Source organism: Tractidigestivibacter montrealensis (assembly GCF_024741235.1).
Taxonomy (GTDB): Bacteria; Actinomycetota; Coriobacteriia; order Coriobacteriales; family Atopobiaceae; genus Tractidigestivibacter; species Tractidigestivibacter montrealensis.
In genome coordinates, this window is sequence record NZ_JANSKA010000004.1 from 214,343 (window position 1) to 240,018 (window position 25,676).

The 25,676-nt window shown below is 62.9% G+C and carries 22 protein-coding genes; 13 read left to right on the forward strand and 9 right to left on the reverse strand.

Annotated elements, in window-relative coordinates; genetic code table 11:
- Positions 1-32: 32 nt before the first annotated feature.
- Entirely contained in the window at positions 33-1,592 is a 1,560-nt protein-coding gene (locus NVS32_RS07220) for a DUF6937 domain-containing protein (protein WP_258499213.1), read from the reverse strand.
- Between the two features lie 91 nt (positions 1,593-1,683).
- Here NVS32_RS07220 and NVS32_RS07225 point away from each other — a divergent pair, with 91 nt between their 5' ends.
- From NVS32_RS07225 to NVS32_RS11050, 3 genes are read left to right on the forward strand one after another with little or no spacing between them, the layout of a single operon-like run.
- Positions 1,684-2,358 carry a TetR/AcrR family transcriptional regulator gene (locus tag NVS32_RS07225; RefSeq protein WP_258499214.1) on the forward strand — a complete coding sequence of 225 codons (675 nt, stop codon included), beginning with the start codon at positions 1,684-1,686 and terminating at the stop codon, positions 2,356-2,358.
- A 45-nt stretch (positions 2,359-2,403) separates the two neighbouring features.
- On the forward strand, positions 2,404-3,804 hold the full coding sequence (locus NVS32_RS07230; RefSeq protein ID WP_258499215.1) for an MFS transporter: 1,401 nt from the start codon (positions 2,404-2,406) through the stop codon (positions 3,802-3,804).
- Entirely contained in the window at positions 3,801-5,387 is a 1,587-nt protein-coding gene (locus NVS32_RS11050; RefSeq protein WP_258499216.1) for a glycoside hydrolase family 36 protein, read from the forward strand. The genes NVS32_RS07230 and NVS32_RS11050 overlap by 4 nt, the downstream gene beginning before the upstream one ends.
- Positions 5,388-5,410: 23 nt before the next feature.
- On the opposite strand, the gene NVS32_RS07240 is transcribed toward NVS32_RS11050, so the two are convergent.
- From NVS32_RS07240 to NVS32_RS07250, 3 genes are all read right to left on the reverse strand, one after another.
- A complete protein-coding gene (locus NVS32_RS07240; protein ID WP_258499217.1) occupies positions 5,411-6,529 on the reverse strand; it encodes a GNAT family N-acetyltransferase in 1,119 nt (372 codons plus the stop codon).
- Between the two features lie 183 nt (positions 6,530-6,712).
- A complete protein-coding gene (locus tag NVS32_RS07245; RefSeq protein ID WP_258499218.1) occupies positions 6,713-7,555 on the reverse strand; it encodes a histidinol-phosphatase HisJ family protein in 843 nt (280 codons plus the stop codon).
- Positions 7,556-7,569: 14 nt separating this feature from the next.
- A complete protein-coding gene (locus NVS32_RS07250) occupies positions 7,570-8,751 on the reverse strand; it encodes an MFS transporter (RefSeq protein WP_258499219.1) in 1,182 nt (393 codons plus the stop codon).
- 39 nt (positions 8,752-8,790) lie between these two features.
- On the opposite strand from NVS32_RS07250, the gene NVS32_RS07255 reads away from it, so the two are divergent.
- Positions 8,791-9,777 carry an AraC family transcriptional regulator gene (locus NVS32_RS07255; RefSeq protein WP_258499220.1) on the forward strand — a complete coding sequence of 329 codons (987 nt, stop codon included), beginning with the start codon at positions 8,791-8,793 and terminating at the stop codon, positions 9,775-9,777.
- Between the two features lie 247 nt (positions 9,778-10,024).
- Here the strand turns inward: NVS32_RS07255 and NVS32_RS07260 are convergent, their stop codons facing one another.
- The 3 genes from NVS32_RS07260 to NVS32_RS07270 all read right to left on the reverse strand — a co-directional run bounded on the left by NVS32_RS07260 (position 10,025) and on the right by NVS32_RS07270 (position 14,275).
- Complete coding sequence (locus NVS32_RS07260) at positions 10,025-11,998, reverse strand: ABC transporter ATP-binding protein (protein ID WP_258499221.1); 1,974 nt, start codon at positions 11,996-11,998, stop codon at positions 10,025-10,027.
- Positions 11,991-13,787 carry an ABC transporter ATP-binding protein gene (locus NVS32_RS07265; protein WP_258499275.1) on the reverse strand — a complete coding sequence of 599 codons (1,797 nt, stop codon included), beginning with the start codon at positions 13,785-13,787 and terminating at the stop codon, positions 11,991-11,993. Before NVS32_RS07265 ends, NVS32_RS07260 begins: the two co-directional genes overlap by 8 nt.
- A gap of 74 nt (positions 13,788-13,861) precedes the next feature.
- Entirely contained in the window at positions 13,862-14,275 is a 414-nt protein-coding gene (locus NVS32_RS07270) for a MarR family winged helix-turn-helix transcriptional regulator (RefSeq protein WP_258499222.1), read from the reverse strand.
- 419 nt (positions 14,276-14,694) lie between these two features.
- Between NVS32_RS07270 and NVS32_RS07275 the strand changes: the two genes are divergently transcribed.
- The 8 genes from NVS32_RS07275 to NVS32_RS11055 all read left to right on the forward strand — a co-directional run bounded on the left by NVS32_RS07275 (position 14,695) and on the right by NVS32_RS11055 (position 22,003).
- Positions 14,695-15,624: a phosphate ABC transporter substrate-binding protein gene (locus NVS32_RS07275; protein WP_258499223.1), complete on the forward strand. Its 930-nt coding sequence runs from the start codon at positions 14,695-14,697 to the stop codon at positions 15,622-15,624.
- Between the two features lie 75 nt (positions 15,625-15,699).
- Positions 15,700-16,602, forward strand: coding sequence for a phosphate ABC transporter permease subunit PstC (gene pstC / locus NVS32_RS07280; protein WP_258499224.1), 903 nt, complete (start codon positions 15,700-15,702; stop codon positions 16,600-16,602).
- Complete coding sequence (gene pstA, locus NVS32_RS07285; RefSeq protein ID WP_258499225.1) at positions 16,595-17,542, forward strand: phosphate ABC transporter permease PstA; 948 nt, start codon at positions 16,595-16,597, stop codon at positions 17,540-17,542. The genes pstC and pstA overlap by 8 nt, the downstream gene beginning before the upstream one ends.
- A gap of 14 nt (positions 17,543-17,556) precedes the next feature.
- The gene (locus NVS32_RS07290; protein ID WP_258499226.1) at positions 17,557-18,342 is read left to right on the forward strand and encodes a phosphate ABC transporter ATP-binding protein; all 786 of its coding nucleotides are present in this window, start codon (positions 17,557-17,559) and stop codon (positions 18,340-18,342) included.
- 11 nt (positions 18,343-18,353) lie between these two features.
- Positions 18,354-19,148 carry a phosphate ABC transporter ATP-binding protein PstB gene (gene pstB / locus NVS32_RS07295; protein WP_368407217.1) on the forward strand — a complete coding sequence of 265 codons (795 nt, stop codon included), beginning with the start codon at positions 18,354-18,356 and terminating at the stop codon, positions 19,146-19,148.
- On the forward strand, positions 19,148-19,837 hold the full coding sequence (locus NVS32_RS07300; protein WP_258499228.1) for a phosphate signaling complex PhoU family protein: 690 nt from the start codon (positions 19,148-19,150) through the stop codon (positions 19,835-19,837). Before pstB ends, NVS32_RS07300 begins: the two co-directional genes overlap by 1 nt.
- A gap of 42 nt (positions 19,838-19,879) precedes the next feature.
- Positions 19,880-20,590, forward strand: coding sequence for a response regulator transcription factor (locus NVS32_RS07305; RefSeq protein ID WP_258499229.1), 711 nt, complete (start codon positions 19,880-19,882; stop codon positions 20,588-20,590).
- Positions 20,591-20,599: 9 nt separating this feature from the next.
- Positions 20,600-22,003: a sensor histidine kinase gene (locus NVS32_RS11055; RefSeq protein WP_258499230.1), complete on the forward strand. Its 1,404-nt coding sequence runs from the start codon at positions 20,600-20,602 to the stop codon at positions 22,001-22,003.
- A 23-nt stretch (positions 22,004-22,026) separates the two neighbouring features.
- Here the strand turns inward: NVS32_RS11055 and thrB are convergent, their stop codons facing one another.
- Entirely contained in the window at positions 22,027-22,959 is a 933-nt protein-coding gene (gene thrB, locus NVS32_RS07315; protein ID WP_258499231.1) for a homoserine kinase, read from the reverse strand.
- Positions 22,938-24,422: a threonine synthase gene (gene thrC, locus NVS32_RS07320; protein ID WP_258499232.1), complete on the reverse strand. Its 1,485-nt coding sequence runs from the start codon at positions 24,420-24,422 to the stop codon at positions 22,938-22,940. Before thrC ends, thrB begins: the two co-directional genes overlap by 22 nt.
- A 120-nt stretch (positions 24,423-24,542) precedes the next feature.
- Here thrC and NVS32_RS07325 point away from each other — a divergent pair, with 120 nt between their 5' ends.
- Positions 24,543-25,673, forward strand: coding sequence for a homoserine dehydrogenase (locus NVS32_RS07325; protein ID WP_258499233.1), 1,131 nt, complete (start codon positions 24,543-24,545; stop codon positions 25,671-25,673).
- The last annotated feature ends 3 nt before the right edge of the window (positions 25,674-25,676 follow it).

Here is a 25,676-nt window from a genome sequence, read left to right on the forward strand (position 1 = left end):
AAAGGGACAGTCCCTTTGTCTCATCGCGTATGCTAACGTGCCATGGCGCGTGGGGCGGGTAGCGTTTGTGTGCCGTTCACCGCAAGATCAATGACGCGATAAGCACCGTCGTAGATGCCCGCCTTGGCGGCGTCCTCGATGCGGTCGCACATAAAGCCGAGAAGCCCACGCTCGCGCTGGAACGAGTCGATCATCGAGAGCACCTCTGCGGTGTCGTCCATCTCATACGTGCCGTCGCCAACCTCCGCTGCGCGGATGGCGCCCCAGGCCTCGTGGCCTCCCACGCGGTGGATCATGAGCTTGGGCACGGGGTAGAACGAGAACTCGCTCGGCTTGGTGACCAGCACATCCGAGCAGCGCATGAGCAGGTTGGACGAGTAGACCGCCGTGAAGATGTCCTTGTCGCAGAAGGCGTGCACGCCGCTCACGTCACCGTCGAGTGCCGCCGTTGCAAACCGCGCTACCTCGTCTATGCCCTCGAAGTGGGGGAGCGCCTCGCTGCGAAGGCCGTCCACGCTTTTGAGCAGCGCGTCCCACACCTTCTTGTGGTCTCCCACGTTGACAAAGACCACGGCCTCCCCACGCCTCACATAGGGGAGGAGATGCTCCACGATTGCCGCGAAGAGCTCCTGCTGGGCTCCTGCGCCGCCAACGGAGAGCAGGTAGCGCACGGGGCCGCCTCCCATGACGCGGTTCCTGCGTCGCGAGCAGTCTGCGGGGATGTTGGAGACAAGCTCGTGGTCAACGTAGTGGCCTGTGTAGTAGATTGACCCTTCGGGCATGGGCTTGAGCTGGCGTGCGGGGTCCATGCCGCGAAGCTGGTGATACCCCAGGTAGGCGCTGGGCGTCTGCACCGTGTGGATTGAGCCCTCCGCAAGGTGGAGCGCCATGGGCCAGTTGTCGGGGATGGCGTTCACCACGTGAGTCATGCCCGCGTGCACAGCTGCCTGCGAGGGCCAGACATGCGTTCCCACGTAGGGGATGTCCTTGTCGATGTCGTGGAAGAGGGGCACACAGAGCTCGGCGTTCTTCTGGTCCGCCGCGTTGTACGAGAGCTTGCGGAAACCCTCCGAGTTGAGCGGCTCCCACACGAGCTTGTTGAAGGCCCCAACGCGCTGAGAGATTCTCGACCCCTTGGAGTAGAGGTCGTTCTGGTAGCGGATGACCTTGGAGCCCGTGGCGTCCTTGAAGGAGGCAAGGTCAAGCCAGTAGGGCGTGTAGCCCATGGCATGCGCGGCAGACGCCATGGCCATCGAGATGCGATAGTGCCCAAAGCCCATGCGGATGTTTCCCACTATGACCGGGGCGCCGGTTGCGCCTTCCACGGTGCGGTCTGTGGCGGGTGGCTTGGGGGCCTGTGTGGCGTCTGCGTAGATGTCGAGAGGCGTGCCGTCGGGCGAGATGACGAGGTTCCTCACGCCGAGCATCTCGCCAATCACCGGTGTGGGAGCAGCCGAGAGGTGACAGACGGTCTTGGAGTCGTCGCCAAAGCGACGGAGGTAGCGCTCCTTCGATTGGACCGCCTTCTGGTACGTTGCATCGTCCTGCTCGTTGCCAAAGACGCTTCTCGCCCGGTCTGTCGACGATTCCATCGAATCCTCCTTGACCCTGTATGGACAGAGGTGATAGCCTCGCTATCAAGTTGATAGTAAGACTATCACCCAGGGGAACGGAGCGTCAAGGATGGCACAGGGTGAGTCAACGGCAGGTCTTGCGCCTGCGGTGCCACAGGAAAGGAGCCTTACGGGCGACGCGCGTATGGATCGCGCCGTCGAGTGCGCAGCCGGCCTCTTCCTTAAGCGACGCATCGCGGACGTGCGCATGACCGACGTCGCAGATGCGGCAGGAGTTGGCGTGGCCACGCTCTACCGTCGTTTCTCGACCAAGACGCGCCTTGCCCTTGTGGTAGGAACGCTCCTTTGGCGGCGCTTCAACGAGCGCATTGTGGCGCTTGTCGAGTCGGATGCGTTTCTCGGCATGAGTGGCGCGGACAGGCTCGAGCGCATGCTGCGCCTCTATGCAGAGGGCTACGTGGAGAACGCCGGCTTTGTGCTTTTCATCGACGACCTCGACGGGCTTCTCGTCACCGAGGGGGCGCCGCTTGACGCGGTTGCCGCCTACGGGCGCGAGGTGGACTCGTTCTACCTCATCTTTGCCGACGCGTACCAGCTGGGACTCCAGGATGGCTCCGTTGCGCGCGAGGTGGACTTTCCGGTCTTCTACTGGAGCGTCGCCCATGCGCTCATGGGCGTGGCGCAGAAGCTCGCGCGCGGCGAGGTCATCCCCTCGGATGACTTCTCCTCGGGGGCTCAGGAGCTTGAGTGCATCGTTGACATGGCAGTGCGTGCGCTGAGATGAGACAAAGGGACTGTCCCTTTGTCTCATGGCGAGAGGGGAGTAGGGATGGCGGGGGAGAAGGCTTCGGGGACCAGGCTTGCGGACAGGCGGGTCATCAGGCTCTTTGCGATAGGGCAGCTGGGATGGGCGATACTCTCGGGCATCGTCAGCAACTGGCTCGTCTACTTCTACATGCCCTCCGACACCATGCTCTCGCGTGGAATGGCGGTCTTTATCACCCAGGGAGCCGTGTTTGCGGGGCTCACGGTCATTGGAATCATCACGGGGTGCGGCAGGCTCCTTGACGGCTTCATCGACCCCTTTATTGCCGCGCAGTCTGACAGGCTGAAAAGCCCTCTTGGCCGCCGGATCCCGTTCATGCGCGGTGCCGCCATCCCCTTTGGCGTGATGACGGTCCTCGTCTTTGTGCTGCCGGGTACGGGCAGCGAGACTCTGAATAACGTGCTGCTCTTCTGCTGTCTCATGCTCTTCTACATCACGCTCTCGCTCTACTGCACACCCTTCAACGCGCTCATTCCCGAGCTTGGACGCACGCAGGAGCTGAGAATCGACCTCTCCACGCACATCTCGGTCACCTACTTCATTGGTACGGCGCTCGCGTACCTTGTGACCACGGTCGCTGCCTACCTCGAACCTGCGATGGGTATTGCCGGCGCCTTCAGGGTTACGGTTGCCGTGCTCGCCGCCGTTGCCGTTGCCTGCATGCTTGTGCCCGCCTTTGGCATCGACGAGACCCTCTACGCCAAGGCCGAGCCCTCCTCAACTCCCATGTTCCAGTCCGTTGCCAAGACATTCAAGAACCATGACTTCCAGGTCTTCGAACTCTCCGACGTGCTCTACTGGGTTGCCATCACCATGTTCCAGACCGGCATGACCTACTACATCACCGAGCTCATGGGTTTGCCGGACTCGCTCTCCTTTGTCTTTTTCGCCGCAATGACGCTCATCTCGCTGCTGTTCTATGCTCCCGTGAACATGCTGGCCAAGCGCCACGGGAAGAAGCGCATAGTCGCGTTTGGCTTTTTCTTCTTCTGTGCGGCGTTCGCAGTCACCTCGGTGTGCGGCATGTTTGGCATCCCGGGTATGGTGTGGGGCATGCTCGTGGCGGTGCTTGCTGCCGTGCCCATGGCCATCCTTGGCATCCTTCCCCAGGCGGTGTTGGCAGACATCGCGGAGTGCGACGCCGTGGAGACGGGCGAGAGGCGCGAGGGCATGTTCTACGCGGCTCGCACCTTCTCGATGACCTTGGGTCAGACGCTTGCGATGATCCTCTTCACCTCCATCTCCATCCTCGGCGAGAACGGCATGGGCTACCGGGCCACCGCGATTGTTGCCACGGCGTTCTGCCTCATAGGAGGCCTTGTCTTTACGCGCTACAACGAGCGGCGCGTGCTTGGGACTATTGGGGGCGCCTCTGGTGAGGCCAGGGGAGGCGACAGGGCGTGACGGCGCTTCTCGGTGAGCCTACCTTCTGTGTGCGCTGGCACACGGCGTCTGACCAGGGACGCGTGGCCCATGTGCAGGCATCTGGCTTGGTGACCGGTACGGATGCGGCAACGCTCGGTATCTCACTTGTGCGCGACGGGGAGTGCTGGCGGCTGTGCGCGGAGCCCCGGCGTGAGGTTGTGATCGACGCCGTGGAGGCAACGCTGCCCGCGGCGCTGGGTGAGGCAACGGCGCTCTACCTGAACGGCTACAACTCCTGGACAGACTCCGTGGAGCGCAGCCCGCGCGATCGCATGCGCAACTTCTCCGTGCCACGCGTGGCCATTCGTCACTGGGTGCTCGACGCCTCGGGCGACTACCGCTTTGTGGAGGAGGACGAGAGACCCGGTCACCAGCATGGCTTTACCTATGGCTACGTGCGGCGGGATGGCGAGGCTGCCCTGGTGGGCTCGCTTGGAGAGGGCACGGGGATGACGCTCATCCGCGAGGACCTGCCCGCGGGAGTGCTTCTCGTGGGCAAGGAGCCGCCGGCGGTTCTCGTGAGTGCTGGCGATAGGTGCTGCCTTTTGGGGCTTGCTGTGGTGCGGGCGGGGAGCGTTGACGAGGCGGCTGGCCGCTGGCTTGCGCTCTGTGGTATCGCCGCCCCGCCCTGCTCGCCGCTTGTGGGCTACACCAGCTGGTATCGCCACTACACGGACATCTCGGAGCCATGCCTGCTGCACGACTTGGATGCGCTTGCGGACTGCCTTGAGGGCTACGACCTGGGTACGCGCCGTTCAACCTTCCAGATGGATGACGGCTACACGCGCGTGGGGGACTGGCTCCAACCGGATGCCGAGAAGTTCCCGCACGGCCTTGTCGCCGTGGCCGCTGCCGCTCGTGAGCGCGGGCTCATGCCGGGCATCTGGGTTGCGCCCTTCGTGTGCGAGCGCGAGTCCCAGCTCTTCTCGGCGCATCCGGACTGGCTGCTTCGTGACGAGAAGGGCGAGCTTGTGGTGACCGGCTCGCACTGGTCCGGGCACGTGGCACTCGATACGCTGAATCCTGAGGTGCGGGAATACGTGGCACGCGTCATGGCAACGCTCACCGGCGAGTGGGGATTCTCGCTTCTCAAGTGCGACTTCCTCTATGCGGCGTGCATGCTCCCGCATGGCGGCATGAACCGAGGTCAGCTCATGGCTGACGCCATCGACCTCATGCGCCAGAGCGCAGCGCCTGGCACGTGGTTTGACCTGTGCGGCGTTCCGGTTGGCTCTGCCTTGGGGCGCACGGAGTTCTGCCGCATTGGCTGCGACGTGGGGCTGGACTGGGACGGGGCCGCCTACATGCGTGGCACCGGCCGCGAGCGGGTGAGCACCAAGAACAGCCTTGCAAACACGCGCGGTCGTGCGCATCTCGACGGCAGGGCGTTTAGGTGCGATCCGGACGTCTTCTTCCTGCGGCCGGGCGTGCGCCTTAACGACGCGCAGCGCTCGGAGCTTCTCGAGGCAGACGCCATGCTTGGCGGCGTGCTCTTTACCTCGGACGACATGTCGCTTTGGGACGCCGACCAACGCGCTCTCTTCTCGCGCGCGTTGGGATGAGACAAAGGGACAGTCCCTTTGTCTCATCCCAGGACGTTTGCCATGATGTCGTGCGTGAGCTGATAGACACCAGGCATCTTGGACTCGCGCGGGCCGGCCACGTTGAGCGTCATGGCGCACGTGCCAAGTGAGCGGAGCCACGCAAGCGCCTCCGTGGCGTCCTCGCTTACCCTTGCCCCCTCGAGGACCAGCACCGGCCTGCCCATGCGTTCGGCGAAGATGGCCGTCATCTCCGTGCCGCTTCGGGGCTCCAGGCCACCAGGCGAGACGATGAGCGTCGCGTGGCTGTCACGCACGTTCCATGCGGTGCGCTCGACATAGCCCTGGCTGGGGCCTTCGCGAAGCTCGGGGTAGAGGGCGAGAAGGCCCGGCGGTTCGGGCAGATCCTCCGCAAGGCCGCCGGGAGGGCACCAGCCGCAGATGGGGACGTTCTGCTCGCGCGCCGCATCGAGGCCACCGCGGTCGGCGCCGGTCTGGCCACCGGAGCGCACGAGCGAGATGAGCGGCAGACGGTCGATGATGCCTGCCGCCTCGGACTGCTGGCGCGCGATGGTTCCGGCGTCCGTTGGGTCTGCGGCAAGCGAGACCTCCCACTCCCTGCGCGTGATGCGCTGCACGTGCTCGGTGTGCGTGATGCCAAGACGGTCAACGGTGCCATCGACGTGGTGGTGCGGGCGGAGCCCCGCCTTCTCCTGGACCCGGCGGCTGCCCTCGTTGCCCTCGTGGTAGCTTGCGCGCACGGCCTCGAGGTTCTCGACGAGAAACGCGTGGCGTAGCACTTCACGCACGGCCTCGGTCATGTAGCCGTGGCCCCACCAGGGCCGTGCGATCCAGTAGCCTATCTCGGCCTCGTCTGCGGGCAGGTCTGTGAGGCCCTGCGCGCTGTGGCGGAGCGCTATTGCGCCCACCGGCTCGTCTGCTAGCGTGCCCTTGCGACCGTGGAGCGTGATGGCCCAGGAGTCAGGCACCATGAGGATGTCGTGCAGGACCTGGCGACTCTCGTCCTGCGACTGGTGGGGAGCCCAGCCCGCGTGCGGTCCCACCTCGGGGTCGCTGGCGTATCGGAAAAGAGCGGTGACGTCATCCTCGCGCCATGGGCGCATGACGAGATGGGCCGTTGTGAGCGTGGTGGGCCAGCGCATGGGTTTCTCCCGGGGGTTGTGCTGCCGAATGTCCACCACCATAGCGCAGTCGGCCTTGCCTGCAGGTGCTGTTAAGAACGAATTGGACGTTTTAAGGTCCGCGTCTGCCCCAAATGTCGAATTTCTTCTCGTCAGCTCATTGCTGGTGGCGTTGTTGGAGCGGGGGTTGGTCGTGTCGCTATGCTACAGCTCGTAGAACCGGGGCTCGCCCTGCTCGTACGTGCATGCCTGCGAGAAGCCCAGCGCACGCAGGCGGTCCTGTGCAATCCGTAGGTAGGCGCCCAGGTGCTCCGGCTTGTGCGAGTCGGACCCCAGCGTGACGATGCGTCCACCAAGGTCGCGGTATAGCTGCAGCACGTCGTCGGTTGGCTGCGGCCCATCAAGCCCGTAGCGCCAACCGGATGTGTTCACCTCGATGCCGTGGCCGTCGGCAATGACTCGCGAGAGGATCTCTGCCACAATGTCGCGGACCGCAGAGAAGGGGAGAGGACAGCCTGGCGTGGGATCGTAGCGCCTGATGAGGTCGAGGTGCGCCACCACGGAGTAGCCGTGGAACTGCTCGACCACCCCGAGAAGCTCTTCGTAGTACGCCATCGTGAACTGCTCCTGCGTGCGGCCCTCCTGAAACGCGCCGTTCCAGAACTCCCTGTCTCCCACCTGGTGGATGGAGAGCAGCGTGAAGTCAAGCTGGTCGCCGTAGCTGTGGAGCAGGCGCTCGTAGGCGGTGATGGTGTGGGTCTGCACGCCCAGCTCGAGACCGCGCGCAATGCGGATTTTCGTGCCGTAGCGCTCGCGAACTCGCTCGAGCTCCCCAAAGTAGGCAGGGTAGGGGCAGTTGGTGACGGGGTGGCCGTCCTCAAAGCGCGCGCCGGCTGGCTGGTCCCAGTCCGGCTTCACGCCGTAGTCCACGTGCTCCGTGAAGCACAGCCCGTCGAGGTTGATGCGAATGGCATCCCTCACGACCTGCTCCATGGGGTAGGTGGAGTCATCGGAGTATGCGGAGTGAACGTGGTAGTCAGCAAGCATGGGGTTCTCCTCGATCACTGTCGGGCTGCGGACGCGTGACTCGCCATCACACGGCTATCGCAGCGTATCAGGCATGCGGTCATAATCGCAAGAAGGGTAGCTGCGGCCACGGGAAGCAGGACCGGAGAGACCTGCTCCACAAGAAGACCCATGAGCGGCGGAAATGCCATCGAGCCCACGTATGCGCAGGCCATTTGGAGCCCCATCAGAGACTGCGCGTTCTCGTCACCAAAGCGCTCGGGGGTAAGCTGGATCATCTGCGGGTAGATAGGTGCGCAACCCAGGCCGAGGAGGGCCAGTCCCGCACCAAGGCCAACTTCCTCTGGGAAAATAAACAGAATGACAACCCCAAGTGCCATGATCGTCTCGCCAAGTCTGAGGAGTTGCCTTCCGTCAAGCCGCAGCGTCAGCACGCCCGAGAGGAACCTTCCTACCGTGATGCCGGCATAGAAGAGCGAGGCGAGAAGAGCCGCCGTCTGGGCAGATACGCCATGCCCCAACACCAGGAACGTCGAAGCCCACAGGCCACAGGACGACTCCAACGCGCAGTAGCAGAGAAACCCCGCCATCGCGAGCTTCACGCCGGGAAGGGAGAGAAGCTCGCGACGTGAGAGCGCGGCGTGCTTCTCGCCAGCGTCTACTGCGTCCGCGCGGTCATGCCACAGCGGGAGACTCAGGGCGATGGCCACCACGAGAATCACTTGGAGAATGCCAACAATGCGGTAGCCTCCCGGCCAGCCGGCAGAGCCGCCCATCTGCCAGGACATGATTAAGGGGCCGCCTGCAGCGCCAAGGCCCCAGCAGCAATGCAGCCAGTTTATGTGCCGTGCCGCAAAGTGCGTTGCCACATAGGCATTGAGCGCCGCGTCGACGGCGCCCGCGCCAAGGCCGTATGGGATGGCCCAAAGTATGAGCTGCCAAAATGCGCCAGATGCCGAGAAGCCAAAGAGCGCCGCTGCGGTGAGTGCCACCGAGACCGCGGTGAGCCTGCCGGTGCCCAGCTTACGTACCAGCTGCACGGTCAGCAGACTGGAGGTGATGGTCCCCAGGCAGATGACCATCGAGACTACGCCTGCCAGCGAGACGTTGGCGTCGACGCTTGCGTGCATGGCTGGCCATGCCGCCCCTAGAAGGCCGTCGGGGAGCCCCAGGCTAACAAATGCCAGGTAGATGATGCCGAGAAGTGCGTTGGTCATGAGTTGACGATCCCTGTCCGATTTGCGGATGTTTATCACATGATAATTGTGAGACGGACATTCTTGTACAATTTATCCGCCATAAAGTATCGCGTATCGGACATCTGGAGCACATGGATGATATATACGAGATGCCCTCTCAACCTTAGCGGCAATGACCATGAGGACGTTAAGTCTGTCTCGCCCGATTTCCCTGCCGAAGGCTACGACGAGCTGCTGAATCAGGAGCCCGGGTGTGACGTTCCTTGGCATTGGCACGAGGAGCTTGAGGCCATTGTGGTGCGCGACGGCGCCATGCGGCTCCTTGCTTCCGGTCGCTCCTTTGTAGTCGAGAGGGGCTGTGGCGTCTTTATTAATTGCAACGTGCTTCATGCCTGTAAGGGTGAGCCTACGTGTCGGATTCGCTCGGTGACCTTTGATTCCAGTTTGGTCGCTGGCGGACAGGCGTTGGCGATACACCGTAAGTACCTTGCCCCAATAGTGGGAAACGAAGCCCATCCTATTGTGCTTCTGCCCTCCAATACCCCAGCGGGCGTGCACGGATGTACACGCATAGAGGATGCCGTGAGGGCTTTTGAGTCTGGCGGACAAGGCTTTGAGATAGACGCTCGTTTTGCACTCTCGCATCTTATGCTCGATGTGCTCGCACTTGCCGGTGAGGAGGCGGACGGAGGGCGTCCGAGGGCCTCCGCCAGAAGGGTAAGAGAAATGTGCCGGTTCATCGAGACCCATTTGGGAGATGACATTGGCATATCGGACATTGCCCACGCGGCAAGTATTGGGGAGCGTGAGGCGCTTAGGTGCTTCAGACAAGAGCTGGGAACAACGCCTTCTTCCTATCTTGCCGAGCAGCGACTGGAACATGCGGCGCGTATCCTATCGGAGAGCCCGGATGAACCCGTCTCGCAGGTAGCGTGCCACGTAGGCATGAAATCGGCATCGAACTTCTCGCTAAGGTTTCGCGAGTACTTTGGTTGCGCTCCGAGAGAGTGGCGCAAGAGAGTGACAGCCGGACAGTCCGTGTGATTCCCTCAGCTCGTCGCCGGAGGGCCTCTATTAGTTCCATTTGCAACACGGGAAGCCTTCCGGCGACAAATAGTCGCCGGAAGGGTAATTCTGGTGCAGGCTGCATCATATTGCGTCTTTCGGCGGCAAGACGCACGCCGTAGGGAAGTGCTTCCGCGCGCTTCTCGCATAAAAGAACCCCTCCGGCGCCGCAAGACGCCGGAGGGGCAAAAAGGCGAGACTATCGCCGCCGCCGGAGTAGCAGGCGCTACTCCAGCTCGAACGCTCCGGTGTAGAGCTGGTAGTACGTGCCGTGCTTGGCGATGAGCTCGTCGTGCGTGCCGCGCTCGATGATGCGGCCGTGGTCGAGCACGATGATCACGTCGGAGTTGCGCACGGTGGAGAGCCGGTGCGCAATCACGAACGTGGTACGTCCGTACATGAGGGCGTCCATGCCGCGCTGCACGATCTGCTCGGTGCGCGTGTCGATGGAGGACGTTGCCTCGTCCAGGATCATGACCGGCGGGTCTGCCACGGCCGCACGGGCAATGGAGAGCAGCTGGCGCTGGCCCTGCGAGAGCTGGGCGGCATTGTCGGTGAGCATCGTGTTGTAGCCTTCCGGCAGGCGCTGGATGAAGCTGTCGGCACCGGCAAGCTTGGCGGCGCCAATGCACTCCTCGTCGGTGGCGTCCAGGCGTCCGTAGCGGATGTTGTCCATCACCGTGCCCGTGAAGAGGTTGGTGTCCTGCAGGACCATGCCCAGCGAGCGGCGGAGGTCCGCCTTCTTGATCTTGTTGATGTTGATGCCGTCGTAGCGGATCTTGCCGTCGGCAATGTCGTAGAAGCGGTTGAGCAGGTTGGTGATTGTCGTCTTGCCCGCGCCCGTGGCGCCCACGAAGGCCACCTTCTGTCCGGGCTTGGCGTAGAGCGAGATGCCATGGAGAACGGTGTGGTCGGGCGTATAGCCAAAGTCCACGTCAAAGAGGCGCATGTCGCCCGCAAGTGGCGTGTAGGTCACGGTGCCGTCGTGGTGGGGGTGCTTCCAGGCCCAGCTCTCCGTGCGCTCGGCGCACTCCTCAAGCTCGCCTGCGGCATTCTTGCGTACGTTCACCAGGGTGACGTAGCCCTCGTCCTCCTCGGGCTCCTCGTCAATGAGCGAGAAGATGCGCTCGGCACCCGCAAGGCCCATGACCACGAAGTTGATCTGCTGGGAGACCTGGCCAATGGAGCCCGAGAAGCGCTTCGTTAGGTTGAGGAACGGCACCACGATGTCGATGGAGAGCGCGACGCCCGCGATGGAGGGGTTGGGCGTTCCCGCAGCGAGCATGGCGCAGCCAGCCAGCGCAACCACCACGTATGAGAGGTTGCCCATGTTCATGAGGATGGGGCCAAGCGTGTTGCCATAGATGTTCGCCCGCTTTGAGGCGTCGAAGAGCTCGTCGTTGACCTCGTCGAAGCCCCTCTCGGTGGCAGCTTCGTGCGTGAAGACCTTGATGACTTTCTGGCCGTTCATGGCCTCCTCGCCGAAGCCCTCCTCGGCAGCGAGCGCGCGCTGCTGTGCGAGGAAGAAGTGCGCCGAACGTCCGCCCAGGACACGCGTGATCACGACCATCAGGACGACCATCGCAAGCACCACGAGCGTGAGGGGGAACGAGTACCAGAGCATGATGACGAGAACCGAGACCATTGCCGTGAGCATGGTGATGAGGTTTGGCACGGCAACGCCAATGAGCTGGCGGAGGGTGTCCACATCGTTGGTGTAGTGCGACATGATGTCGCCGTGCTTGTGCGTGTCAAAGTAGCGAATGGGCAGGTCCTCCATGTGGTCGAACATCTGGTTGCGGACCTTCATGAGGGTGCCCTGGCAGATTACAGCCGTGAGCTGGGCCTGAGCGATGTTCGCGCCCAGGGCAATCACATAGCAGCCAATGAGACTCAAAACGATGCGCGTGATTTGGACCTGTGCAGCTGCCCAGTCTCCCGTGCTCACGAAATCCTGTACCACGGCGATGGCCTGCTGCATGAAGACGGAAGGCAGCGACGAGAGGATCGAGGCGGTGAGAATGCAGAGCACCTGTGCGGTTACGTGAACTGGGTAGTAGTGGAAGGTGAGCGCCAACGTGCGCCCGAGCGTCTTCCCGGGGTTTGCAGCCCCATGGCCGCGGCTGGGGCCATCAGTGTGCTTTGACTTTGCGGCCTGCTCAGAAGGAGACTTCATTGCCTGGTCTTTCTCTTTACTCATCGTTCGCCTCCTTCTTGGGCTCGACGGCGTCCTTGGAGATGGTCTCCATGGCCTCGTCGTGCGACTGCTTGTTCTGTGTCGTGTACGTCTCGCGGTAGATCTCGTTGGTTCGGAGCAGCTCTTCGTGCGTGCCCACGGCGTCAATGCGCCCGTCGCGCATGACCACGATACGGTCAGCGTCCTCCACCGAGCTGGTGCGCTGGGCGATTATGACCTTGGTGGTCTCGGGGATGAAGTTCTTGAACCCCTCGCGGATGAGACGGTCGGTCTTGGTGTCCACGGCGCTCGTGGAGTCGTCGAGAATCAAGATCTTGGGATTCTTGAGCAGTGCGCGCGCAATGCAGAGACGCTGCTTCTGGCCGCCCGAGACGTTGGTTCCCCCCTGCTCGATGTAGGTGTCGTACTTCTTGGGGAACTGCTGGACGAACTCGTCTGCCTGCGCGAGCTTGCAGGCCTCGAGCATCTGCGCGTCGGTTGCGTTGGGGTTGCCCCAGCGGAGGTTGTCCTTGATGGTGCCTGAGAAGAGGACGTTTCGCTGGAGCACGACCGCCACCTCGTTGCGGAGGGTGTCAAGGTCGTACTCGCGCACGTCTCGGCCGCCAACGCGCACGGTGCCCTTGGTTGCGTCGTAGAGACGGCAGATGAGCTGAACGAGCGTCGACTTCGAGGAGCCCGTGCCGCCGATGATGCCGATGACCTCGCCACTCTTGATGTGCAGGTCGATGTCGTCTAGCGCCATGCGGTCTGCCTTGGCCGAGTACTCAAAGCTCACGTGGTCGAAGTCGATGGAGCCGTCAGGGACTTCCATGACGGGGTTCTTGGGGTTCTTGAGGTCGGGCTCCTCGCGCAGGACCTGGCAGATGCGTCGCGCAGACTCGTCTGCCATCGTGATCATCACGAAGACCATCGAGAGCATCATGAGGCTGATGAGCATCGAGAAGCCATATGTAATGAGGGCGGAGAGCTGCCCCACGCCCATGAGCTGGCCCTGGCTGGAAACGATTGCCTGGGACCCAAAGAAGATGACGAAGGTGTAGATGACGTCGATGGCCAGCGTCATGAGGGGCTGGTTCCATGCCAGGATGCGCTCGACGTGAACAAAGTCGTGGTAGAGCGTGCCGGACGCCTCGTTGAACTTTTCCTTCTCGTGGTCCTCTCGGACGTAGGACTTCACCACGCGAATGCCCTGGACGTTCTCTTCCACAGAGTCATTCAGGCGGTCGTACTTCCTGAAGATGCGGCGGAAGATGGGCATCACGGTGAGCGAGATCTTGAAGATGCCCCAGCCGAGGACAAAGGCAACGATCACGTAGATCACGGCCATGGGGCCGCCCGAGACGAACGCCATCACGATGGAGAAGATCGCCATGAGCGGGCAGCGGATCGCCATGCGGATGATCATCATGTACGCCTGCTGGACGTTGGTGACGTCGGTCGTGAGTCGGGTCACGAGCGAGCTCGTGGAGAACCGGTCAATGTTGGAGAACGAGAACCCCTGGATCTTGTGGAACACGTCGTGCCTGAGGTTCTTGGCAAGGCCAGTGGCTGCAATCGAGCAGGTGACGCCGGCTGCGGTTCCAAAGGCGAGCGAGGCGAGCGCCATGATGATGAGAATCGCCGCGTGCCCGGCGATTGCGGAGACGCCGCCCCCAAGCGCGAGGGCATCGATGAGCTGTGCCGTCACGAATGGGATTGCGCACTCAAGCACAACCTCCCCGGTGACGAGAAACGGCGTCGCCCAGGCGGGCTTGCCAAACTCCCTCAGCGACCCAGCAAGCGTTGAGATGATCTCCTTGAGCCCGTACTGGGGAAGCGAGGATTGCTCGCCTGCATTCAATGTTTTTTTCAGCTTCTTGCGTATGCTCACTTTTCCACCGCCCTGTCTTTCTCCTCGATGTCCTGCCAATGCTCCATGAGAAGGTCGAGCATGCCTAGGAGCTGGCCCTTCTCGTCCTCGGTGAGCACCGAGAGCGCCTCTGCCTCGAACTTTGCGTGCTTCTCGGCACATACCTTGGCCTCGGCCTGTCCGTTCTCAGTCAAGGTGACGTCAAGCTGGCGCTTGTCGCTCTCGGAACGCGTGCGGGTGATGAGGCCCTCGAACTCGAGCTTGGCGAGAACCTCGGAGACTGCGGCAGAGCTTATGGGCACGGTGTCCTGAAGCTCTCTCTGGCTTATGGTGCCGCCCTCGCGCAGGATGCGCTCGAGCATGCGCTGCTTGCCGCTGCGCCCTCCGGCGTGGAGGTGCAGGAAGTGCCCAAAGTAGCCCAGGTCCCTCATAATACGAGACTCCGCCGAGGCAGAGAGCTCCTTGGGCGGCCGGCACCTCCCGGGTTGCTGTGTTTCAGACGTAGTGATCTCTCCCTTATCTCTTACCACTTGATGTTGACGAGAGAAGATTAGGTACCTAACAAAAAAGTGTCAAGGTACTTAGCAAATTACCATATCTGGTAGACACAATCGCTCCGAACCGGTGCCAACCAAGGTGACCTTACACAAATGAAGTACCGTCTACCTGCAGCGATACTGTGGCATTACAAATGCTCGCACCAAATGTAAGGCAAATGTAATGTGCGGTCAGGGTGTCGTAATGCATTGCCAACGAGGCAGGGGAGAGCCAGACCAACCCATAGCATGCAAGTTGACAAGGCCCGCCGGGGGAATGGGACGGCGCGGTCACACCCTCTGGAAGGAGAAGCATGTCCGATAGTCTCTCTCGTCGTTCTTTCCTCTCGCTTGCAGGTGGCACTGCCGTTGCCCTTGCCGGCCTGGGGCTCGTCGGCTGCGGCGGTTCAAGCAGCTCCAGCAGCTCTGACTCCAGCGCCAAGTCCCTCTCCGGCACCGTGAACTGCTCCGGCGCCACCTCGTTCCAACCGCTGGTCGAGGCCGCCGCCAAGAAGTTCGAGGACGAGAACCCCGACGTGACCATCGCCATCACCGGTGGCGGTTCTGGCCAGGGCCTCTCCGACGTCCGAGACGGCAAGGCGCAGATCGGCCGCTCCGACGTCTTTGCCGAGGAGAAGCTCGATGCCTCCGACGCCAAGGCTCTTACCGACAACACCGTGTGCGTGGTTGGCATGGGCCCCATCGTGAACTCCAACGTCGACGTTGACGACCTCACCACCGACCAGCTCAAGGGCATCTTCACCGGCCAGATCACCGACTGGTCCGAGGTCGGCGGCACCGCTGGCAAGATTCAGGTCATCGAGCGCAAGGCTGGCTCCGGCACCCGTGCCACCTTCGAAGCCGCCGTCCTCGGTGGCGAGTCCGCTCCCGCCGACTTTGCCCCCGTTGCCGAGGAGGACTCCTCGGGCACCGTTGTCGAGAAGATCCAGCAGACCGAGGGTGCCATCTCCTACCTGGCCTTCTCCTACTTCGACGACACCAAGTTCAAGGCTCTGAAGGTCGACGGCGTCGAGGCCAAGGCAGAGAACGTCTGCAACGGCTCATTCAAGATCTGGGCGTACGAGCACATGTACACAAAGGACACCGACGAGGTCACCCAGGCCTTCATCGACTACATGATGTCTGACGAGGTCCAAGGCAGCATAGTTGAGGAGCAGGGCTTCATCCCCGCCAACGACATGAAGGTCAAGAAGGACGCGTCGGGCACCATCACCAACGCGTAACTTCCGAGCAAAACCGTGGGGGCGTCCGTGCTTGGGTGCGGATGCCCCTTGTCTGTACAGGTAGAAAGGCTACTCATGGCTAAACGCCTCATGCCGAAGAAGCAGCTCGAGGGGGTGGGACTCACCCTCACCGGCGCGTGCGTGCTCCTCGTTGCCCTCATCGTTATCACGCTCATCTTCATGGTCGCCAAGCAGGGCCTATCCGCCTTCTTTGTGGACGGCATCAACTTCTTCTCGTTTATCTCGGGCACCAGCTGGGTCCCCTCCGATGGCGTCTATGGAGCGCTCCCGCTGATCGTGACTTCCTTTGGGGTCATGCTCCTGGCAACGCTCTTCACGCTGCCCATAGCGCTTGGTAGCGCCATCTTTGTGGTGGAGGTCCAGCCCGGTTTTGGCCACCGCGTCTTCCAGCCGCTGGTCGAGCTCCTGATGGGCATCCCCTCGGTTGTCTACGGCCTTATCGGCCTCACGGTGGTCAACTCGGCGATGCGTGCAATCTTTGGCGAGGCAGCGGGAACCGGCGCGGGCATCCTTTCCGGCGGCATTGTGCTTGCCGTGATGATTCTCCCAACGGTTACCACGCTCTCCATCGATGGCCTGGCGGCCGTCCCCAACGAGTACCGCGAAGGCTCCTATGCCCTGGGCTGCACTCGCTGGCAGACGGTTTGGCACGTTGTTCTCAAGAGTGCCATGCCCTCCCTCATGACTGCCGTCATTCTCGGCATGACCCGCGCCTTTGGTGAGGCTCTCGCCGTCCAGATGGTCATCGGCGGCGTCGAGAAGGTCATGCCCGCCGGTCTCCTTTCTCCTGCGGCAACGCTCACCACGGCTCTCACCTCGGGCTTCTCTAACGCAACCACGGGCTCCATCCAGTACCACGCCCTCTGGGCGCTGGGCCTACTGCTCATGGCAATGTCTCTAGTCTTTATCCTGATCATCCACATCATTGGCGCAAGGGGGGCGAAGAACCGTGGCTAGCGAGACTACCGCAAAGCAGGTCGGCAACGATCTTGGCGTCGACCTCGACGATCACGTCAAGAGGATTGGCAGGCAGGACCGCGTGGCAACGGGCATCCTTACCGTTATCGTTGCCTTCGTCCTTCTCCTCCTTGCCTCGATCGTGGCATTCATCCTCGTCAAGGGCCTGGGCAAGGCGCTGACGCCGGGCTTCCTCACCACTTCGCCCTTGGCAGACGAGAACCCCGGCATCTCCACCGAGATCTTCGACTCGTTCTACATGCTCTTCATCACGCTGCTCATTAGCGTGCCCATCTCGCTCGGCGCGGCCACCTTCCTTGTGGAGTACGCACCTGACAACTGGGCGACCAAGGCTGCGAGCACGGCCATCGAGACCCTCTCGAGCCTTCCCTCCATTGTCGTGGGCATGTTCGGCTCGCTCTTCTTCGTGGTCACGCTCGGCTGGGGCATCTCGATCATCGCGGGTGCCATGGCCCTCACCATGTTCAACATCCCCATCCTCGTCCGCGTGATCCAGCAGGCACTGCAGGACGTTCCGCGCTCGCAGCGTGACGCTGCACTTGCCATGGGCCTCACCCGCTGGGAGACCACGCGCCACGTGCTGCTCCCGGCGGCCATGCCTGCCATCGTCACGGGCATCGTGATTTCCGCCGGCCGTGTGTTTGGCGAGGCGGCTGCCCTAATCTTCACCTCCGGCTCCGCCGCTGTGAACATCAACTTCGCAAGCGCGAACCTCTCGAGCCCGCGTAACCCCTGGAACATCTTCAGGCCTGCCGAGACCCTGGCCGTCCACATCTGGAAGCTCAAGATGGAGCCTACCCCTGGCAACGACGAGATCGTGTGGGGCACCGCAGCCGTCCTTATCATCTGCGTGCTGCTTTTCAACATCCTTGCGCGCGTCCTGGGCAAGGCGCTTGCCAAGAAGATGACGAGCGAATGATGGAGAACGAGAAAATGACACCCACTTCGGGCGAGGGTAGCGCCCTCCTCTACACCAAAGACGTCACGGTCAAATACGACTACACGCATGAGGCCCTGCACCCAACGTCGCTCTCCTTCGACGCTGGCACGGTCACGGCGCTCATTGGGCCCTCGGGCTGCGGCAAGTCCACGTACCTGCGCTGCCTGAACCTCATGAACCGAGAGATTCCTCGCTGCGTGGTCGAGGGCGAGATCCACTACCACGACCATGACGTGAACACGCCCGACGAGAACCTCTTCGAGCTGCGCAAGTCCATCGGCATGGTGTTCCAGCAGCCCACGCCGTTCAGGAAGTCCATCCGCGAGAACATCCTCTTCGCTCCCAAGCGCCATGGGCGCATCAAGAGCCGTGAGGAGGCAGACGAGCTGGTGGAGACGTCACTCAGGCAGGCAGCCCTCTGGGACGAGGTCAAGGACAAGCTCAACCAGAGCGGCCTTGGTCTCTCCGGCGGCCAGCAGCAGCGCCTGTGCATCGCGCGCACGCTTGCCATGAAGCCCGACGTCGTCCTCTTCGACGAGCCCTGCTCGGCGCTCGACCCCATTTCCACCTACTCCATCGAGGAGACCATCAGGTCCATCGCCTCGACGGGCATCTGCTGCATCATCGTGACGCACAACATGGAGCAGGCCACGCGCGTCTCCGACCGAACAGCCTTCTTCTACGTGGGCAACATGGTCGAGACGGGGACGACCAAGCAGATCTTCTCGGCGCCCAATGACCAGCGGCTTGCCAACTACCTGTCCGGACGCTTTGGTTAATGGAGCTGATGATGGAGAAAGAGTTCACGCAAACGCAGCACAGGAGCGTGGCGGACGTGTCCCCCGTCATCTCCGTGAAGCACTTCAACCTCTGGTACACGGACTTCCAGGCGCTCAAGGACATCTCGCTGGACATCCCCGAGCACCGTGCCACGGCCTTCATTGGCCCCTCGGGCTGTGGCAAGTCGACCCTGCTGCGCACCTTCAACCGCATGTGCGACTTTGTCGAGGGCGTGCGCACCGAGGGGGTTGTGGAGTTCAAGGGCCAGGACATCTTCAAGACCGACGCCAACGCCCTTCGTGTGCACGTTGGCATGGTGTTCCAGCACCCCAACCCGTTCCCCATGAGCATTCGCGAGAACATCCTCTACGGTCCGGCGCGCATGAAGCGCCTCTCCCGCGACGAGGGTGACCAGATCGTGGAGCGCTGCCTCACCCGGGCGGCGCTCTGGGACGAGGTCAAGGACAAGCTCAACCAGAGCGGCCTTGGCCTCTCGGGCGGCCAGCAGCAGCGCCTGTGCATCGCGCGCGCCCTGGCAACGAGCCCGGACGTCCTGCTCATGGACGAGCCCACAAGCGCCCTCGACCCCATCTCAACTTCGATGGTGGAGGAGCTCATGGTGGAGCTCTCCCGTGACCACACCGTGGTTGTCGTGACGCATAATATGCAGCAGGCAACGCGCGTGGCGGACAAGACCGCCTTCTTCTACCTGGGCCAGCTCATCGAGGAGGCCCCCACGGCAGAGCTCTTCTCCAACCCGCGCGAGACCCGTACGCAAGAATACCTCTCAGGGAGGTTCAGCTAATGACCATCCAGACCCGCTCCAAGCTCACCGCTCAGCTCAAGGACATCGAGGACCTGCTCGTTCGCTTCAAGGACAAGTGCGCGGCCGACATCCGCGCCACCGGCCTCGCCGCTACCGGCGACAAGGGCGCCCAGGAGGGCCTGGCCCGAGGGCGCAAGGCAGAGGACCGTCTGCGCTCCTCGATCGAGTCCTCCTGCCTCGATGTGCTTCTCCTCCAGCAGCCACTCATCGGCGATGACATGCGCTTTGTCACCGGCTCCTTCAGGATTGTCTCGGACCTCTCGCACATCGATGGCATGACGCGCGACGCCAGCTTCCTGGTGTCAGAGGTTCCCGAGAAGGCCACGTCCAAGTTCACCAGCGAGTTCACCCAGATGGCCGATGCCACGGCAAAGATGGTCGAGAAGGCCATCGACGCCTTCTGCAACTCCGACGTTTCCGCGGCCCAGGAGGTCATTCAGGACGACGCCGCCGTCAACCTCATCTACGGGGACGTGACGGAAAAGCTCGTGGCCCAGATCCGCGAGGGCAAGTCCTCTGCCCGCTACCTCCCCGAGGTCCTCATGGTGGCCAAGTACTTCGAGCGCATTGGCGACCTTGCCAAACGCATTGCCTCTTGGGCCATCTTCCGCGTGACGGGCGAGCACGTGACTGAGAAGGGCGTCGATCCCATCCCGACCGACGACTAGACTCTCTGTTTGACAGCGCAAGGGAAGGGACGGGTTTAGTCGATGCCAGAGAAGGCGGCACCGGTCTCGGGCGTGGTGTACTACGTCGAGGACGACAAGAACATTCGCGAGCTCACGGTCTACGCGCTGCGCCAGGCGGGGCTCGATGCAGTTGGGTGTGACGATGACTCCGAGTTCAGGCGCCTGTGCGCCGAGAGGAGGCCGGACGCCGTGCTTCTCGACATCATGCTTCCCGATGCTGACGGCCTGGACATCCTGGCGCGCATTCGCCACACGCCGGGTATCACCCGCGTGCCCGTGATGATGCTCACGGCGAAGGACTCCGAGCTTGACAAGGTGCGTGCCCTTGACGGTGGTGCCGACGACTACCTCTCGAAGCCCTTTGGCATGATGGAGCTGGTGAGCCGCACCCGTGCCCTTCTCAGGCGCGCTGGCCGCTTGTCCGACAGCATGCCCGAGCGCAAGGCGCTCTCTGTCGAGAACCTCACGCTCTGGCCAGACCGCCGCGAGGCGACCATCGATGGCGAGCCCCTGTCGCTCACAATGCGCGAGTTCGATCTTCTCGAGTTCCTCATGAGGAGTCCCGGCGTGGTCTTCTCGCGCGAGACCCTGCTCCAGCGCGTGTGGGGCTGGGACTTTGACGGCGGCTCCCGCACCGTCGACGTGCACGTGCAGCAGATTCGCGCCAAGCTCGGGGATTCCTCGGATCTCATCGAGACCGTACGCGGCGTTGGCTACCGCATGCGCGGGTAGGCGAGGCCGGTGCCAGATGGAACCAATGGAGTCGTGAGCGGAACCCATTCGCTTCGCAGGGGCGTCTTTGTGTCGTTTGCCGTCTCGTGTTCGGTTGTGGCGGTCGTTTTGCTCCTTGCGCTCTCGCTGTTTTACCAGTCGTCCGTCCTTGCCGACGTCAAGGGGATGCTCGCGCGCGAGTGCGACACCGTTGCAACGGCAATCGATGATGGGGGAACCGCCAAGGAGGAGATTGCCCTTCTCTCCTCAATCGACTTTGGCGAGGAGCGCGCGACGCTGGTGGCGCCCGACGGCACCGTACTCTATGACTCGCAGGTGGATGCCGCCACGCTTGAGAACCACGCCGACCGGCCGGAGATTGCCGAGGCGCTCAAGGACGGCGAGGGTGAGTCTGACCGCGACTCGGATACGCTGGGCTATGTGAGCCTTTATCATGCGCGCCGCCTTCCCTCGGGTGATGTTGTGCGTCTGGGGCTGGACCGCAGCAGCGTCGGGCGCATAGTTGGCCAGGACCTTTTCATCTTGGCCATCGTTGTTGGGTGTCTGGTTGTTGTTGCGTGGTTCGTCTCGCGCGTCATCGCCAATAGGCTTGTGCGTCCCATCCTGGAGATTGACCCCGAGGCCGAGGAGGCGAAGGCCCCCTATGTGGAGCTCGAACCGTTGGTCTCGCGCCTGAACGAGCAGCACCACGACCTTGTCGAGCGCATGGACCAGGTCCAGAGCGCCAGCGACATGCGCCGCGAGTTCACCGCCAACGTGACGCACGAGCTCAAGACGCCCATCGCTGCCATTTCCGGCGCCTCCGAGCTCATTCGCGATGGCATCGTGCGCCCGGAGGACATCCCCAACTTTGCAAGCCGGATCTACGACGACGCGCAGCGTCTCTCGGCCTTGGTGAGCGACATTCTCACGCTATCCAAGTTGGATGAGACGGAGCGCTCCCAGGATCGGCAGCTCTTTGGCAGCGTCGAGCCCGTTGACCTGCTCTCCGTTGCCTCGGACGTCTGCCAGCGCTACGAGCAGCGTGCCCGCGACGCAGGCGTGAAGCTCAAGCTGGACGGCGTGTCCACCACCATTAAGGGCAACGCACGCCTGCTTGACGAGTTGATTGGCAACCTTGTCTCTAACGCCATCAGGTACAACCGTCGCGGCGGCAGCGTCTTTGTGTGGGTGCTGCCGCAGGACGGCAAGCCGTGCGTTCGCGTGAGCGACACGGGCATCGGGATTCCTCAGGAGGACCAGGCCAAGGTCTTTGAACGCTTTTATCGTGTTGACAAGGGACGTAGCCGCGAGAAGGGCGGCACCGGCCTTGGGCTTGCAATCGTGAAGCACGCTGCGGCCTTCCACGACGCGACAATCGATCTCAAGAGCGAGCTCGGCAAGGGCACCCAAATCACAGTGACGTTTCCGTGAGACAAAGGGACAGTCCCTTTGTCTCACTGGCGGACCGTTGTGCCGTGCTCGCTCGCGCGTAGCGTGCGAACCCACAGCGCGGGCATGGCCTCGCCCACGGCGCGGGCAACGCTTGCCGCGCGCTCGTCACCGTCGGCAATCGCCATCATCGTGGCACCCGAGCCCGAGATGAGGAACGTGCATGCGCCGTTCTCGTGCGCCGCGTCGTGCAGCATCTGGTAGTCGGGGATGAGCGGCGCACGGTATGGCTCGTGGATGCGGTCGTGGCAGCAGGCGCGAATGGCGTCGGGGTCACCCTTGGCCATGGCGCTCACCATGGCAAGGCAGCGACCCACCTGCCAGGAGACGGTGCTGGTGGGGACCATGGCGGGCAGCGCTCGCCGCGCGTCGCGCGTGAGAACGCGGTAGGGGGGAGCCATGCAGACAAAGCGCAGGTTGTCGGCAACAACCCAGCGCGTGGTGACCGTCGTTGGCCCCTCGACGTAGGAGCTCACGAGACCGCCCATCACGGCAGGGGCAACGTTGTCCGGGTGGCCCTCGATGGCAGTGGCGAGAGAGAGCGTGCGCTCGCGGTCGAGCGGCAGGCCCGCAAGCGCCTGGGCTGCTGCGATGCCCGCAACCACGCATGTGGAGCTGGAGCCAAGCCCGCCAGATGCGGGAATGGTGCAGGACTCCGTGATGTGGAGCGGTTGCGGCTCAAGGCCAAACTCCCTGCATCCGCAGAGGTAGGAGGTCCAGACCAGGTTGTCCTCGCCGGCAAGCTCGGGTGCGCATCCGTCGATCTTCAGGGAGTCTGCGTGTTCGAAGGAAAACTCGGCAGAGAGGTCAAGCGCAAGCCCCAGCACGTCAAAGCCCACACCCAGGTTGGCAGAGGTTGCGGGGACGCTTACACGCACGGTACCAGTCACGCCTGCCTGCCCCTTCTCGGCCGCGCTCACAGGAAGATCCTTGCGCACGCGGACTCCACGAAGGCGCCCATCTTGTCCCGGTCGCACACGTCGTCGTGAAGGCTCTCGGCATCGCGCAGGCTCGAGAGCTGTACGGGCGCGGCGGTGCCGGTTATGTGCTCGAGCGAGTCCATGCTCGCAAAGCCGTTCATGCCCGAGGCGTCAACGCCAAGCGCCCCCAGAACGTCTGCCGGGAATTTGTAGGGGCTTGCCGTGGAGAGGCACACCCGCGTCGAGCCGTCCTGGGGCAGCGCGTCCATGACGTGCTTTGCCACGGCAGTGTGCGGGTCGATGAGTTTGTGGCTCTCCTCCCAGGTGGTGCGGATTGTCTCGCGGGCCATCTCGTCGTCCGCGCGGCCGCAGCCAAAGGTCTCCTGGATGCTTGCGAGAAGCTCCGGTGGAACGGTGTAGGCGCCCTTCTCGGCGAGGTCCGCCATGAGGAACGAGACAAGCTCAACATCTCCGTTGGAGGCAAAGTAGAGCAGGCGCTCCAGGTTGGAGGAAACCAGGATGTCCATGGAAGGCGAGATGGTCTTCACAAACGGACGGCGCTTGTCGTACGTGCCCGTGGTGAGGAAGTCCGTGAGGACGTCGTTTGCGTTCGATGCCACGACCAGCCTGCGCACGGGCAGACCCATGCGCTTGGCATAATAACCGGCCAAGACGTCGCCAAAGTTGCCCGTGGGGACAACGTAGGTAACCTCGTCGCCCTGGGAGATGGCGCCCGCCCGCACAAGCTGCGCGTAAGAGTCGAAGTAGTACGTCACCTGGGGCGCAAGGCGGCCAACATTGATGGAGTTGGCGCTCGAGAGCACCACGTTGCGCGCCGAGAGGCGCTCTGCGAGGCTGCGGTCCGAGAAGATGCGCTTGACCTCGGACTGCGCGTCGTCGAAGTTACCGCGAATGGCGCATACGGCAACGTTGCCGCCAATCTGCGTGACCATCTGGAGGCGCTGGATGTCGGAGACCTTGCCCCAGGGATAGAAGACGCAGACGCCCGTGTGGGGTACGTCCGAGAACCCGTCGAGCGCAGCCTTGCCGGTGTCTCCCGAGGTTGCCGTCACAATCATCACGTCATGGCCGTCGCCCTCGCGCGCAACGCCCATGAGCTGCGGCAGCATCTGCAGGGCAACGTCCTTGAAGGCGCAGGTGGGGCCATGGAAGAGCTCGAGGAGCCAGTCGGTGCCCAAAGGCGTGACGGGGCAAATGGCCGGGGTGTCCCACTGGGCGCCGTAGGCCGCGCGCACGCAGCCGGCAAGCTCCTCGGCAGTGTAGTCGGGCAGGAGCGTCCCAAGCACACGCTCGGCAGTCTGGGTGAAGCTGCTGGCGCACACCTGAGCAAGATCGAGCTTTTCCGCACCAAGCGCGTCGGAGACGTAGAGGCCTCCGTCAGGCGCTAGGCCGGCGAGAATTGCTTGCTTGCTTGTTACCAATTCCCCGCGCGAACGGGTGCTGTGGTAGAACGTTTCCACGGTCGGCTCCTTGCGTCGTTAGGCCTTGTATTGTGTCCAGCACGTATGATAGCTGGTACCGTGCATGGCAGTGCGTCGCACGGCAAGCGCCGACACACAGTTGAAAGAGATTGGAAGCCGATGAAGATAGCCATCCTGGGATACGGCACCGTTGGCCGTGGCGTTGCGCAGATCATCGAGGAGCGCGTGCCCGAGGTCGAGGTCGCCCGCATTCTCGAGCTGCCCGACCGTCTCACCGACCCGCGCATGACCCCCAACTATCAGGACATTGTCGATGACCCTGCCATCGAGCTCGTGGTGGAGTGCATGGGCGGCATCGAGCCCGCCCACACCTTCATCCTGCAGGCACTCAATGCCGGAAAGCACGTGGTGACGTCGAACAAGGCCGTTGTTGCGGCCCACTTTGCCGAGTTCGCCGAGGCCGCCTCAAAGGCAGGTGTTGGCCTTCTCATCGAGGCGTCGGTGGGCGGCGGCATCCCCTGGATCGCGAGCATTGAGAAGGTGCGCCGCATCGAGGACGTCCAGTCCTTCTCGGGCATCATGAACGGGACCACCAACTACATTGTCTACTCCATGCTCAAGGACGGTGCGGACTTTGCCGAGGTCCTGAGCAAGGCCCAGGAGCTGGGCTTTGCCGAGAGGGACCCCACCGCCGACATCGATGGCATCGACGTGCGCAACAAGACCATCATCTCGGCATCCGTGGCGTTTGACGTCGCCTGCACGCAGGATCTTCCCGTCTCGGGCATCAGGAACCTCACCAAGTACGATCTCAGCCTCTTTGGCAGCCGCGACCTCACGGTCAAGCTCATCGGCCGCGGCGTCCAGGCGGATGGCCGCTATGCCGTCTCGGTCGAGCCGGTGGCTGTGAGCACCTCGACGCTCGAGGCAAACGTGCCTACCAACTTCAACCTCGTGACGCTTGACGCGCCGTCCATCGGCGAGCTCAAGTTCTACGGTCAGGGTGCGGGAAGCCTCCCCACGGGCAACGCCATCGTCCAGGACATCCTGGACTGCGTGGCAGGCAGGCGCCCCACCTACGACTTCTCGCGCGGCCTCGTGTACGACCCCGCCATGCTCCACGGTCCCTACGTGTTCCGCACCGAGGCCACCATCCCCGGCGCCAAGTTCTACGAGCCCGGCGCCGTCATCGTGGACGACCTCACCGCAACCCAGGCGCGCGCCCTTCTCGACGATGCCCTGAAGTCTGACCCAACCACGTTCATGGCGGCCGTGTCCGCGAACAGCTAGGAG